This window comes from Nocardia sp. NPDC059228, assembly GCF_042754245.1.
Lineage (GTDB): Bacteria > Actinomycetota > Actinomycetes > Mycobacteriales > Mycobacteriaceae > Nocardia.
Genome location: NZ_JBHZAL010000024.1, coordinates 1 through 12,300 on the forward strand (window position 1 = coordinate 1; position 12,300 = coordinate 12,300).

General features: G+C 67.3%; 16 protein-coding genes. 10 read left to right on the plus strand and 6 right to left on the minus strand.

Going from position 1 to position 12,300, the window contains the following annotated elements:
• Positions 1–172: 172 nt before the first annotated feature.
• Entirely contained in the window at positions 173–1,075 is a 903-nt protein-coding gene (locus tag ACFXKA_RS29515) for a LysR family transcriptional regulator (protein WP_379429782.1), read from the minus strand.
• A gap of 175 nt (positions 1,076–1,250) precedes the next feature.
• Here ACFXKA_RS29515 and ACFXKA_RS29520 point away from each other — a divergent pair, with 175 nt between their 5' ends.
• From ACFXKA_RS29520 to ACFXKA_RS29545, 6 genes are all read left to right on the plus strand, one after another.
• A complete protein-coding gene (locus ACFXKA_RS29520; RefSeq protein ID WP_379429783.1) occupies positions 1,251–1,811 on the plus strand; it encodes an SDR family oxidoreductase in 561 nt (186 codons plus the stop codon).
• 109 nt (positions 1,812–1,920) lie between these two features.
• Positions 1,921–2,364, plus strand: coding sequence for an ester cyclase (locus ACFXKA_RS29525; protein ID WP_379429784.1), 444 nt, complete (start codon positions 1,921–1,923; stop codon positions 2,362–2,364).
• Between the two features lie 213 nt (positions 2,365–2,577).
• Positions 2,578–3,420 carry an acyl-CoA thioesterase gene (locus ACFXKA_RS29530; RefSeq protein ID WP_379429785.1) on the plus strand — a complete coding sequence of 281 codons (843 nt, stop codon included), beginning with the start codon at positions 2,578–2,580 and terminating at the stop codon, positions 3,418–3,420.
• A gap of 83 nt (positions 3,421–3,503) precedes the next feature.
• On the plus strand, positions 3,504–4,364 hold the full coding sequence (locus ACFXKA_RS29535; RefSeq protein WP_379429786.1) for a helix-turn-helix domain-containing protein: 861 nt from the start codon (positions 3,504–3,506) through the stop codon (positions 4,362–4,364).
• Positions 4,365–4,414: 50 nt separating this feature from the next.
• Entirely contained in the window at positions 4,415–5,521 is a 1,107-nt protein-coding gene (locus ACFXKA_RS29540; RefSeq protein WP_379429787.1) for a serine hydrolase domain-containing protein, read from the plus strand.
• A 4-nt stretch (positions 5,522–5,525) separates the two neighbouring features.
• Positions 5,526–5,840 carry a hypothetical protein gene (locus ACFXKA_RS29545; protein WP_379429788.1) on the plus strand — a complete coding sequence of 105 codons (315 nt, stop codon included), beginning with the start codon at positions 5,526–5,528 and terminating at the stop codon, positions 5,838–5,840.
• A gap of 127 nt (positions 5,841–5,967) precedes the next feature.
• On the opposite strand, the gene ACFXKA_RS29550 is transcribed toward ACFXKA_RS29545, so the two are convergent.
• The 4 genes from ACFXKA_RS29550 to ACFXKA_RS29565 all read right to left on the minus strand — a co-directional run bounded on the left by ACFXKA_RS29550 (position 5,968) and on the right by ACFXKA_RS29565 (position 9,604).
• Positions 5,968–6,114: a DUF1059 domain-containing protein gene (locus ACFXKA_RS29550; RefSeq protein ID WP_379429872.1), complete on the minus strand. Its 147-nt coding sequence runs from the start codon at positions 6,112–6,114 to the stop codon at positions 5,968–5,970.
• 98 nt (positions 6,115–6,212) lie between these two features.
• A complete protein-coding gene (locus ACFXKA_RS29555) occupies positions 6,213–7,457 on the minus strand; it encodes a cytochrome P450 (RefSeq protein WP_379429789.1) in 1,245 nt (414 codons plus the stop codon).
• Between the two features lie 44 nt (positions 7,458–7,501).
• Positions 7,502–8,854, minus strand: coding sequence for a cytochrome P450 (locus ACFXKA_RS29560; RefSeq protein ID WP_379429790.1), 1,353 nt, complete (start codon positions 8,852–8,854; stop codon positions 7,502–7,504).
• A 159-nt stretch (positions 8,855–9,013) separates the two neighbouring features.
• Positions 9,014–9,604: a TetR/AcrR family transcriptional regulator gene (locus ACFXKA_RS29565; RefSeq protein WP_379429791.1), complete on the minus strand. Its 591-nt coding sequence runs from the start codon at positions 9,602–9,604 to the stop codon at positions 9,014–9,016.
• A gap of 94 nt (positions 9,605–9,698) precedes the next feature.
• Here ACFXKA_RS29565 and ACFXKA_RS29570 point away from each other — a divergent pair, with 94 nt between their 5' ends.
• The 4 genes from ACFXKA_RS29570 to ACFXKA_RS29585 all read left to right on the plus strand — a co-directional run bounded on the left by ACFXKA_RS29570 (position 9,699) and on the right by ACFXKA_RS29585 (position 12,001).
• Positions 9,699–10,118, plus strand: a complete 420-nt coding sequence (locus ACFXKA_RS29570; RefSeq protein WP_379429792.1) for a hypothetical protein — start codon at positions 9,699–9,701, stop codon at positions 10,116–10,118.
• A complete protein-coding gene (locus ACFXKA_RS29575; RefSeq protein ID WP_379429793.1) occupies positions 10,040–10,693 on the plus strand; it encodes an alpha/beta hydrolase in 654 nt (217 codons plus the stop codon). Before ACFXKA_RS29570 ends, ACFXKA_RS29575 begins: the two co-directional genes overlap by 79 nt.
• Positions 10,694–10,760: 67 nt before the next feature.
• Positions 10,761–11,750 (plus strand): Rieske 2Fe-2S domain-containing protein, encoded by a 990-nt coding sequence (locus ACFXKA_RS29580; RefSeq protein WP_379429794.1) that lies wholly within the window; start codon positions 10,761–10,763, stop codon positions 11,748–11,750.
• Between the two features lie 23 nt (positions 11,751–11,773).
• A complete protein-coding gene (locus tag ACFXKA_RS29585) occupies positions 11,774–12,001 on the plus strand; it encodes a hypothetical protein (RefSeq protein WP_379429876.1) in 228 nt (75 codons plus the stop codon).
• A gap of 136 nt (positions 12,002–12,137) precedes the next feature.
• Here the strand turns inward: ACFXKA_RS29585 and ACFXKA_RS29590 are convergent, their stop codons facing one another.
• On the minus strand, positions 12,138–12,299 hold the full coding sequence (locus ACFXKA_RS29590) for a hypothetical protein (protein WP_354845539.1): 162 nt from the start codon (positions 12,297–12,299) through the stop codon (positions 12,138–12,140).
• Position 12,300 lies beyond the last annotated feature (1 nt).

The window sequence follows — 12,300 nt, forward strand, 5'->3', positions numbered from 1 at the left end:
CGTCGTCGCGTCATGTCGTGAACCGTCCTCCTGCACCCATTCTGGTGCATCAGAACTCTCACAACCGCTGGACCTGCTCAAAGGGCTCCAGTCACTTCGAACCGCGCGGCTCGCGGCATAGATGCCTGATGCCCGACGGGTTCGCGGTGGATGTGCGGAATGGTGTCCGGGGTCAGGTGAGTTTTGTTCTGACTGAAGGGTTCATGGGTACTCCGCGCTCGACGATGTCGGAGACGAAGTGGCGGAGCAGTGGGTCGGCGGGGGAGCCGATGAGGCAGATGAGATCGCGGGACACGATGGGGTGCAGGTGTTTCAGGGTGGCCGGTAGGCCGGGGCCGAGGGCTGTGGCGGGGACCAGTGCGATCCCGAGTCCGGCCGCCGCGAGTTGCGCTGCGGTGGTTGCCTGCCGGGTGCGCATGACGGGGCTGAGCGTGACGCCGTGACCGGCGGCTTGGGCGTCGAGCCAGCCGGCCAGGCCGTTCTCGGGGTGGTAGTGCACCAGTGGTTGATCGTGTAGGTCCTCGAAGCTCAGCCGATCACGCTGGGACAAGGGGTGATCGGCGGGGAGGACGGCCACGATCTCCTCGGTGCCGATGAGTTCGGACGCGCCGGTCCGGCGGGTCGGTCGGGGACCGAGGGCCAGGTCGGCCGTTCCGGATTCGATGTGGTGGACGAGGTCGTCGGCGCTCGTGGCTTCGGTGAGCACCATTTGCACGCCGGGCTTGCGGCGGAACCAGGTACGAAGCACCGGGGCCAGCAGACTCGCGGTCAGGCTTTCCGCGCATGCCAGCCGCAACTGGCCGCCTTCGCCTCTGGCCACGGCTCGACCGCCATCGACGACGCGAGCAGCCGCAGTCAACGCTGCACGGGCGTCGGCCTCGACGGCGCGGCCGATGACGGTGGCGCGCACCCCGCGCGGCAGTCGTTCGAGGACCGGTGCGCCGATCTCGCGTTCGAGCGCCGCGAGTTGATGCGACAGTGCCGGTTGAGACATGTGCAGCACCGCGGCGGCGTCGGTGATCGACCCGGCGTCCAGGACGGCGATCAGGCATTCCAGGGCCCGCAGCGTTGGCATTCGAAAATCTTATGGCATTGATCGAAAACATTCAGTTCGCGAAGGGATTATTCGTTTCCGACGGGATGCTGAACCGGGCATGACAACACTGCAGAACAAAACGATGGTCATTGTCGGCGCCGGATCGGGCATCGGCCGCCGCATTGCCGACGACGCGAGAGTCCGAGGCGCGCAAGTGATTTCGGTAGGACGCCCCGAGATCGACCTGGCCGATGAGGGAACCGTGCGCGCCTTGGCCGAGCGCGTCGGCGAGCTGGACTATCTGGTGTCGCTGGCCGCCGACCACGCCAACGGCGCGATCACCGAACTGGACCACGACGCCGTGCACCGTGCCTTCGACGCCAAGGTGATCGGACCGATCCTGCTCGCCAAACACTTCGCTCCTCGATTCCGCACGGGTGGTGCGATCCTGCTGTTCTCCGGCGTCGCAGCCTGGCGGCCGACACCGGGTCGGGCGGTGATGGCCACCACCAACGCCGCTGCCGCCGCTCTGGCCGAGGCCCTCGCGGTCGAGCTGGCGCCGGTGCGCGTCAACGCGATCTCACCCGGCATCGTCGACTCGGGCGTATGGGATGGTCCCGGCAAGGAGGCGTTCTTCCGGACCGTCGCCGATCGCAATCCGGCACGCCGGGTCGGGACGCCGGCCGACATCTCCTCCGCGGCACTGCTGGCGCTGACCAACCCGTTCCTCACCGGCGCCACCCTGCATGTCGACGGCGGCGGGAGACTGGCGTGAAGATCGCTCTTTTCGTTTGTGCCACACTGCTTCTCGCTGCCTGCTCGACGCAGGCGCCGCGACCGGTCGACCCCGTCGACCGTTCCGGCGACCTGGTCGTACCGGGGCGGTGCACATCGATGACGGCCTCGGCGCCGATCAGGCCGCACGGGAAGTCCATGTGGCGCAGTTGCTGTACACGTTCTGGAATACCGGGAACGTCGACTACCTGGTCCGGGCGATTGCACCGTCATTCCGGGACAACACCCTGCCGCCCGGCCGACCGCAGGGACCCACCGGCCCCGCGGTGGCATCGGCGGCCTTCCGCACCGCTGTCCCCGACCTCACGTGCGAGCTGTCGGATCTGTACGTCACCGGGGACACTCTCACCGCGCGGTTGGTCTTCCGCGGCCACTTCACGGGCGTCTTCAACGGTGCTCGAGGTGCTGGCCAGCCTGTCGAATTCAACGCCATCGATTTGCAACATCTCGGCGGCGACCACACCCTGATCACCGAGGACTGGCACATCGAGGACAACCTCACCTTCCTGCACCAGATCGGGCAAGCGCCATAACCCTCCCGCTCTGACCAGGCGGCCGTTCGCGATGTAATCGGCCTTCCGCTGATGACGGTACGTTCTGCGGATTTCGGACTGAGCGTGCGGGCCGGTCCGGACAAGGTCCCAGCGTTGCGCTTTCACCCATTCGCGCAGCGGTCGGATACTTCACCATGCCGCTCATCGGGAATCGCCGATCGCGCGCTTTTCGGCGTGTGCAAATATTTCGCAATGGCTGGTGGAACGCATATGTGGCCGGTGGTCGACCTGGCCGATCTGCTCGATGTCCTCGATCTGACCGAGGTCGGGGTGGGTCGGTTCCGTGCTCGCAACGTCACCTCGACGCTGCCGACGACGCTCGGGAGTCAGACGCTCGCGCAGGCCGTGGTTGCCGCGGAGCGGACGGTGCCGCACATGGCCGTGCAGTCGCTGCACGGTGTCTTTCCACGCGGTGGGTATGCCGACCGGGACGTCGATGTGGCGGTCGAGGTGGTGCAGTCGGGGCGGGCGCTGGCGACGGTGCAGGTTTCGTTCTCCCAGGAGGGGCGCGAGCACGCGCGAGTGCTGACGATGCTCAGCGCGGAGGAGCCGGACTTCCTCAGCCACGGTGCGCACCTGCCCGAGGGGGTGCCGGGGCCGGAGGAGTGCGAAGAGCTGCCGTGTGCGCTGTTGCCCTGGGAGGTACGGACATTCGGCGGAGCGGACGCGCTCGCGGCCGAACTGTCGGGACCGCCGGCCCTGGATGTCTGGATGCGCTGTGACAAGGCGCCGGATCTGCCCAGCCTCGGTCGCGCGTTGCTGGCGCACGGCACCGAGGGCTTCCTGGGCCCGGTCGCGCTGCGCCCCTACCCGCACACCGAGATCGAGCGCCGCGGCGGCCGCGGCGCGTCCGCGATGCTCGCCCAGACCGTCACTTTCCATCGGCCGTTTTCGATGCACGACTGGCTGTTGCTGCACTGCGAGAGCCCGTTCGCCGGTGGCAGCCGGATGTACGGTCGCATCCAGATCTTCACCCAGGCAGGTGATCTGGTGGCGTCCGTCTCCGCCCAGGGCTTGATGCGCCAGGCCGGCTGACCAGTCGCGGCGAGCCTGCGGCCAGGACCTGGGCATACCGGGCGTCACCCTGGTGAGGCCCCCGGGTTTGTAGCCTGGACGGGGTGGATGCTGTGGACTTGGGTGACGAGCCTGGTGCGGGGTGGGATTTCGCCGGTCCGGGCGACGCCGGATGGCCGAGCGGCGCGATGATCGGTTATCGCGATATAGGCCGGGCCGGACTGGACCTCCGGGTTGCCGGGACGACGGCGGTCACCGTAGTGATCGGCTTCGGTGCCGGGGCGGTGCTGGTCGACGATGTCGGCGGCCGGCGAACTCTCGACGGGTTCGCCGCGGGGCTTGCCCTCTCGGCGATGCGAGTACGCAGCGAGCGAGCCGCGTGTATCGAGATCCGCCTGTCGCCGATACAGGCGTACTCCCTGTTGGGTGTTCCCCCAATCGATCTGGGCTGCGGCGCTGTCGCGCTGGAGGACCTCTGGCGACCGCGAGTTCGGATACTGCGCGAGCAGCTCGCCTCCGCCTCGGCGTGGGGCGAGCGTTTCGCACTGACGAAATCGTTTCTGGCACAGTGCGACACCCCGAATCGGTCGCCGGACCCGGAGGTGCTCGAGGCCTGGTTTCGAATCGAGTCCGCGCACGGCCGGTTGCGGATCGGCGAACTCGCCCGCTCGCTCGGCTGGAGTCATAAGCGGCTGGGGTCGCGGTTCGAGTCCCAGATCGGACTCACTCCCAAGCGGGCGGCGATGCTGGCCCGATTCCGGTATGCCGTCGACAAACTGATGGCGGGCCGGCCCGCCGCCGAGGTTGCGGCGGAGTGCGGATACGCCGATCAGGCTCACCTGTGCCGGGATGTGTCGATCTTCGCGAATGACACCCCGAGGGCTCTCACCGCACACTATCTGCCCGCTATCGCCCGGCACCGGTACCGGGCCTGGGGAGAATTCTTCCAATACCGGGCCGGGTAGCCCGGCCGATAGTGGTGGCCACCGACATCGACAACGAGAGGACACGTGTCGTGACCACCACCACCCTCGATTCCACGCAGCTGCAGGCCGCCCTGGATGCCGTCCATCGTGCGGGCATGCCGGGAATCTTCGCGGAAGTCCGCGCCGGTGACCAGATCTGGTGTGGCGCAGCCGGAGTCGCCGACGTCGCAACCGGCCGACCCGTCACCAGCGATATGCGCCACCGCGTCGGCAGCATCACCAAGACGTTCACTGCCGCCGCCGTGCTACGGCAGGTCGACAACGGTGCGATCGAGCTCGACGCACCGATCGGCCGCTACCTGCCCCGCCTGGTTCCCGGGGATCGGGGTGCGGTGATCACCGTACGGACGTTGCTCAACCACACCAGCGGCCTCGCCGAATACCTGCCCCATGCCTACCCGTCACTCGCGGCCTTTCCGGACCTGGCGAGGACGACGCCGGACAGCCTGGACGACAACCGATTCACCCGCTTCCACCCGACCGAGCTGATCGAGATGGGTGTCTCGGCGCCCGCCACCGGGGCCCCGGGCGGCACCCCCGGGATCTATTCGAACACCAATTACCTTCTGCTGTGCGAACTTCTGGAGTCGGTGACCGGCGCCTCGGCCGAGACGTGCATCACCAGCGACATCATCGAGCGCGCCGGGCTGCGGGACACCGAACTCCCGGCCGGACCGCACATCGACGGTCCCCACTCCCTGCACTACGAGTCGTGGTTCGGCATGATCGAACCGCCGCGCGACTACAGCGTTTTCGACATGTCGTGGGTCGGACCGGCAGCGTCGCTGATTTCCACCGTCAAAGACCTGAACCACTTCTTCGGCCTACTGCTGGCCGGCGAAATCATCAGCCGCCCAGCCCTGGCGGAGATGCAGCGCACCGTTCCGGTCATCTCGTTCGAGGGAAAGACCCTCGACTACGGTCTGGGCCTCCACCGGTTTCCGGCCGCCGCCCCCTTCTGGGGCCACGACGGCTCCGTCTGGGGCGGTGGCGCACTCTCGATGACCAGCGTCGACGGCACCCGCCAACTCTCCGCCGCCGTGAACCTCCAACGCTGGAACCGTCCCGCCATCGCGCCGCGGCCCCATCCCATCGACGATGCCCTGCAAGCGTTTATCCGCCAGGCGCTCGCGTAGCAGCGTGTCCCATAGCGACAGAATCGGCCTGGCTGGATCGGCCGCCTGCAATCCGGCACGACGCGGCCAATTCGACACCACCGCACCGCAACTCGAACAGATTCTGCTGCCGCTGCATTGGACCTCCAACGCAGCGCCCCTGCCCGCCATCGTGATCTCCGAATCCGGCGGAATCTACAGGGTCAACGCCTACCTCACGGTGACGTCCACGAGCGCGCAGACTCCCGACGGCGCCCAGACCACCGTCACGTATTCGCTGACCGTCGACCGCAATTCGGGATGGAAGATCACCGACGTGGGCGGCCTGCAGAATGCTTGACCGTCGAAGTAGTGGGGGAGCCCGGCTCATTCGGAGCCGGGCCGACCTCTCTCGAGGATCTCGGCGCAGGCGCGCCACGCCTGGGCACGACCCCGGGCCCTGATCACCTACTTCCCCGAATGCGCGATCAGTACGCGAGGAAGAGGATCTCGTCGCGGGAATAGTCGTGATCGGGGTGCTGCTCGGCGAGGTGGGCCTGGGTCTTCTCGACCAGGTCGTCCTCGTTCTCGCCGCGAATGTATTCGCCGCAGGGGCAGCTCAGGCGGGTCTTCATCATCTACTCCCAATGTGATTGCGGGGGACAGCTTCTCGTCCGATCCGCGCCGATCGAGTATGCACCGGGCGATCCGCTCGACGATACGGTGGGCCCGGCTATTCGTACCGGACCCGCCAGTGCTTGATGCCGTTGATCCACCCCGACCGCAGCCGCTCGGGCGCGGCGACCTCGGACAGGTCCGGCATCGCGTCGGCGATGGCATTGAACATGAGATCGATCTCCAGCCGGGCGAGATTCGCGCCGACACAGTAGTGCGCGCCGGTGCCGCCGAACGCCAGATGCGGATTGGGGTCACGGAGAATGTCGAACCGGAACGGGTCGTCGAAGGCGTCCTCGTCGAAATTGGCGGAGCTGTAGAACAATCCGAGCCGCTGGCCCCGCCGGATCGGCTGCCCGCCCAGTTCGGTGTCGGCGGTGGCGGTGCGCTGGAACGCGGTCACCGGCGTCGCCCAGCGCACGATCTCGTCGGGCGCGGTGCGCGGGCGCTGCCGGCGGTAGAGCTCCCACTGCTCGGGGTGGTCGATGAACGCCTTCATGCCGTGAGTGATCGCATTGCGGGTGGTCTCGTTGCCCGCCACCGCCAGAAGGATGACGAAGAAACCGAATTCGTCCGAGCCCAGGGCTTCCCCGTCGAGATCGGCGTGTACCAGCCGGCTGACGATATCGTCGAGCGGATCGGCGCGGCGCTGCTCGGCCATGGTCCAGGCGTAACCGAGGATCTCCACCGACGCGACGGTCGACGAGGTCGTGCCGGTGTTGTCCCCGTATTCCGGGTCGTCGTAGTTGAGCATCTGATTGGACCAGTCGAACAGTTTGCGCCGATCCTCCTGTGGCACGCCCAGCAATTCGGCGATCGCCTGCAACGGCAGCTCGCAGGCCACCTGCTCGACGAAGTCACCGCCGCCGGTCTCCCGTGCCGCGCGCACGATCGCGGCCGCCCGCTCGGCCAGTGCGCCGCGCAATCCCTCGATCGCGCGCGGGCTGAAGCCCTTCGAAATGATGCGCCGGATCTTGGTGTGCTTGGGCGGATCCATGTTCAGCAACAGCGCGCCGGTGAGCTCGATCTGCTCGGGCGTGATCTCGCCGGGCAAGCGGATCACCGCGCCCTTGGACCGGGCGGAGAACAGCTCCGCGTTGCGCGAGATCTCCTTGATGTCCTCGTGTTTGGTGACCACCCAGTAGCCGCCGTCGCGGAATCCGCCGGACTGGGCATCGGTCTGCGGATTCCACCACACGGGCGCGGTGCGGCGCAGCCGGGCGAATTCCGCGACGGGGTTTCGGGTCTCCCACAGCGCCGGATCGGTGAAATCGAATCCGGGGGGAATGGACGGCTCGGACACGGCTGCCTCCTGACGGGCCGACATCATTGTGGACCGGGACGGACTCAGCGACGACGGCGGCGGTAGCGGACGCGGCACGGCTGCTGCAACTGCACCACCATCTTGGAATGGTCGTTGCGATAGGTCTCCGACGGCTGGGCCAGCTCGAATTCCCAGTCTCGCAACAGGATCGAGAAGATCGCCTTGAGCTGCATGAGCGCGAACGGTGCGCCGACACAGCGGTGGCGGCCCGCACCGAAGGGGATCCAGGTCCAGCGATTGACCAGATCCTCCTGCCGCGGATCCAGATAGCGGCCCGGGTCGAAGGTGTCGGGGTCCGGGAAGTCCTCCGGTATCCGGTTGGAGATCGCGGGCGTGGCGGCCACCATGTCGCCCGCCTCGATCCGGTGCCCGCACACCTCGAAGCGGGCACGGGCGATACGCATGAGGATGATCAGCGGCGGGTGCAGGCGCAGCGCCTCCTTGAGCGCGGCCTCCAGATTCGGAATCTGGCGCAGCGCATGGTGACTGACCTCCGCGCCGTCGGCGTACAGCTCGTCGAGCTCGGTGACCACCGTGGCCAGTGTGTCCGGGTGGCGCAGCAGTTCGATGATGGTCCAGGCCGCCGTGCCGGAGGTGGTGTGGTGCCCGGCGAACATCATGGAGATGAAGATGCCGGTGATCTCGCTGGCCGAGAAACGCGGCACGCCCTGCTCGTCCTTCACCGAGATCAGGACGTCGAGCATGTCGCGATCGTCCTTGCCGGTCGGCGGATTCGCCTCGCGCTGATCCATGATCGCCTGGACGAGCCGGACCAGTGCGGCGCGGGCCTCGTCGCGGCGGCGGAAGCTCTCGATCGGCGCGTAGGGGTCGACGTAGGCCAGCGCGTCGGTGCCCTGCTCGAGTTCGTGGTAGAGATGCGCGAACCGGGAGTCCAGCTGCTCCCGGAACTTGGGGCCGATCAAGCAGGCCGAGGACGTGTAGATGGTCAGCTCCGCGAAGAATTCGAGCAGATCGATCTCGCCCTCGTCGGTCCAGCGGGCCAGCATGCGATCCACCTCGCGGGCGATGGTGGCCGCGTGCCCGCGCATGTGGTCGGCGCGCAGCGCCTGATTGTGCAGCATCTCCTTGCGGCGTTCGGGCGGCGCGTCGAAAACCACGCCCTCGCCGAAGATCGGCTTCATGAACGGGTAGGCCGCACCCTGATCGAGGTCCTCGTCGCTGGCGCGGAAGAAGAACTCGTTGGCCTCGGCGCCCGACAGCAGGATCACATCGTGCCCCGCGAGTTCGAAGGCCCCGACATCGCCGCATTCGGCGCGCACCCGCCGCATCAGCGCGATGGGATCGGTGCGGAACTCCTCGAGGTGTCCGTGCTCATCCGCGCCCCCGGATACTCGCTGCGGCTTGACCAGCGTCATTGCAAATCCCTCCACGAACAATCTTGTCCAGACACGTGATGGACATGTGTCTGGACGGTACTATGGTCGGCGGCGTGCGACAAGGTCCGCGGCCGGTTTCGGGCGTTGAATCGGATCGGCGGCCGTGTGCTGTGCAGGCCCGTGTTCGGTGCCCGTCGATCACTCGGCCGAGGGATCTGCCAGCAGTCGGCGCGCGGACCGTTCCAGCAGGTCGGCGACCTGCTCGTAGGAGAGCAGGCCCATCCCGGCCTGGAGCAGCGCGCCCGCGTAGAGCAGCTCCAGCATCGAAACCCGTTCTGGGTCATCGGATCCCAATGCCTCGGCGAGCCGGCCGCGAATCTCCCGGCCGATGCGCACCCGCAGATGCCGGACATCGGGATCGTCGCCCAGCAGTGCGTTGCTGACCGCACCGGCGAGAGCCGGGTCATTGGCCACGAGCAGGGATACCTGACGCAGCACGGCGACCACCCGGGTGGCCGGGTCCCCGGTGCCGGCGTCCAGTTTCGGCGCCGCGACCAGTCGCCGCCAGAACACCTCCGAGATCAGGTGCTCCTTGGACGAGAAGTACGTGTAGGCGGTGGCGGTGCCGACTCCCGCGGCCGCGGCGACCAGCCGAATCGTCGTGCCGGAGAAGCCTTCCCGGGCCAACACCTCGACTGCCGCCGTGGTGAGGCGGTCGACGGTGTCGGCCTGCTTCTCGGTGAGACGCCGCCGGGTTGCCTCGATACCGGTGGATGCGAGTTCGGACATGTGTCTGGATAATACCGACGCCACGAAGTCTGGACTAGTGTCTGTATCGGCTTCCAGGTCTGTGAAACGTCGCTGGACCTGCGAAAGGGCCGGCATGCAGATCACCGACGCGATGATGGGCGGTCAGCTGCGTGCGACCGGTGTGTGGTTGCGGCGCATAGGGTCTCGGCACAGTGAGCGGCGGCTTCGCGTCGCCGGGGCGCTGGTCGACGGGCTGCTGTGGCTCGCGCGGGCCCGCCGCCCGAAGACCCTGCGGGTCGAAGAGTTCGGGATCGATCGTGGTGACGGAACGCGGCTGCGCGTGGTCGTCTATTCACCGCCGGCGCAAACCACCGCCGCGGCCGGATTGCTCTGGCTGCACGGGGGCGGATACTTCCTCGGGCGACCGGAACAGGACATGCGCATCTACGGCGATTGGCCGAGCGGACCGGATGTGTGGTCGTCGCGCCCGACTACCGGCTCAGCCTCGCCCGCACGTATCCCGCGGCCCTCGACGACTGCTACACCGCCTTGATCTGGATGCGCGACAATGCGATTCGGCTCGGCATCCGCGAGGATCAGCTGGCGGTCGCGGGGGAGAGCGCGGGCGGGGGACTGACCGCCGCGCTCACCCTGCTGGCGCGGGATCGGGGCGAGGTGAACATCGCCTTCCAGATGCCGATCTATCCCATGCTCGATGACCGGCAGAACACCGAATCGGCTCGTGACAATGACGCGCCCCTGCTCGATTCGGTCACGCTGGCCTCGGCGTGGAAGCTGTATCTGCGGGATCTGCATGGGACGCAGCGGGTTCCGGTGTACGCGGCGCCCGCGCGGGCCGGTGATCTGCGAGGTCTGCCGCCGACCTTCACCTATGTCGGGGGCCTCGAGCCGTTCCGGGACGAGACGATCGCCTACGTGAATGGCCTGCGATCCTGCGGCGTGCCGGTGGAATTCGAGGTCCATCCCGGCTGCTGGCACGGCTTCGACCGGCTCGTCCCGCGCGCCGAGGTGAGCCGGCGGGCCTTTCGATCGCGGGAACGGTGGCTACGGCATGCGCTGGACACCTACGTCGCACCACAGCCCGGAGCGGACCTGGACCGGGCCTGAGGGCATCCCGCCCCCTATCGGATAAACGAATACACGACTCTCTGTGCGCAGTGGGAGGGCAGCAGGCATGGTCAAGCCGCCGCTATCGATGAAACCGACGGGATGGTTCCAGGTGGCCTGGTCGCCCGAGATCGCTGTCGGGGACGTGCACCGGATGACGTACTTCGGCCGCGACCTGATCGCCTGGCGTTCCGTGGCGGGCGCGGTGACCGTGATGGACGCCTACTGTGAGCATCTCGGCGCGCACCTCGGATTCGGCGGCCGCGTCGACGGCGAGCGCATCGTCTGCCCCTTCCACGGCTGGGAATGGGACCGCGAGGGCCGCAATGTGTGCATCCCCTACGAAAGCAGGCCCAACCGGGGGCGGCGCATGCGCACCTATCCGGTCGCAGAGCGCAACGAATCCATCTACATCTGGCACGATATCGACGGTCGCGCACCGTATTTCGATGTGCCCGACGTCTTCGCGGGATTCGGCGACGCCGGCACCTCGGCCGACTACTACCCGGCCCATCCGCAGGGCACCCTCTACCGGGAGCGGCTCGAACTGCATTCGCAGTACGTGCTCGAGAACGGCGTCGACTTCGCGCATTTCAAGTTCGTGCACAAGGTCCCGTTCGTTCCCAAGTTCACCCGCCACGACTTCGAGGGGCCGGTGTCCTATGTCGACTTCACCATCACCTTCGGCGACGCCACCGGGATGACCGCCGACGATATGGCCAGCGGTGTCGAGGCGATCAATGCCAGGCTCGGCGTCGCGGTGACCAAGAGCTGGGGCATGGTCGACAATCGCACCGTCTCCGCGGTCACTCCGGTCGACGACGACACCTGCGATGTCCGCTTCACCGTGTGGGCCGGACGCACGCCCGGCGACGACAGTGCCACCGCGCCGCCGTGGGCCGAACGGGTGATGCGGGTTGTGATCGACCAGTTCCTGGCCGACGTGCATATCTGGTCGCATCAGCGCTATTCGGATCCACCCGCGCTGGCCCGCTCCGAATACGACGGATTCATGGCCCTGCGCACCTGGGCCGCCCAGTTCTATCCGCACTCCTGATCACACGAAAGGCGATGCCGCCCATGGTATCTGCGTTCCCCCGGCGGCCGATCCGGGTCTTCCAGGTGGCGACCGGCAATGTCGGCACCGAGATGATCAAGCGAATCGGCGCCCACCCCGACCTCGAATTGATCGGATGCTTGGCGACCACGTTGGACAGCCGCGACAGCGAACCGCCCCTGAAATGCGAGAGCCTGCTCATCCGCGGCGCGCCCTCGGGATCCGAGGACAGTGCCGACAGCACCAGGTAGTCGAAATAGCTGGTATCGGCGTCTCGCTGGATCTGGGTGTCCAGAGCGGCGGGCAGCCGGATCAGCAGATACGCGAAGGCATGCCAGATCTGCTGCTCGTTGCAACTGGCGTTTACTGCGAAGCTGAAGTTACTGATCAGCGGGTGAGGATTCGCCGGATCCAGTTGTCGCGGGTGTTGTCCTGATGACCCGGGCACCACTGGTCGGCCGGTACGGCGGCGCGGACTTGGGCGACGTGGGCGCCGCAGCCGGACCAGGTGGTCTTGCCGCAGGTCCGGCATCGGGCGGGATGGCACATG

Bases quoted from the DNA above. Each gene is read 5' to 3' on its own strand.
- ACFXKA_RS29560 (WP_379429790.1), bottom strand. From the start codon at position 8,854: ATGACGCTGGTCAAGCCGCAGCGAGTATCCGGGGGCGCGGATGAGCAC.
- ACFXKA_RS29585 (WP_379429876.1), top strand. From the start codon at position 11,774: ATGGTATCTGCGTTCCCCCGGCGGCCGATCCGGGTCTTCCAGGTGGCG.
- ACFXKA_RS29580 (WP_379429794.1), top strand. From the start codon at position 10,761: ATGGTCAAGCCGCCGCTATCGATGAAACCGACGGGATGGTTCCAGGTG.
- ACFXKA_RS29550 (WP_379429872.1), bottom strand. From the start codon at position 6,114: ATGAAGACCCGCCTGAGCTGCCCCTGCGGCGAATACATTCGCGGCGAG.
- ACFXKA_RS29590 (WP_354845539.1), bottom strand. From the start codon at position 12,299: ATGTGCCATCCCGCCCGATGCCGGACCTGCGGCAAGACCACCTGGTCC.
- ACFXKA_RS29565 (WP_379429791.1), bottom strand. From the start codon at position 9,604: ATGTCCGAACTCGCATCCACCGGTATCGAGGCAACCCGGCGGCGTCTC.
- ACFXKA_RS29570 (WP_379429792.1), top strand. From the start codon at position 9,699: ATGCAGATCACCGACGCGATGATGGGCGGTCAGCTGCGTGCGACCGGT.
- ACFXKA_RS29515 (WP_379429782.1), bottom strand. From the start codon at position 1,075: ATGCCAACGCTGCGGGCCCTGGAATGCCTGATCGCCGTCCTGGACGCC.
- ACFXKA_RS29530 (WP_379429785.1), top strand. From the start codon at position 2,578: ATGGCTGGTGGAACGCATATGTGGCCGGTGGTCGACCTGGCCGATCTG.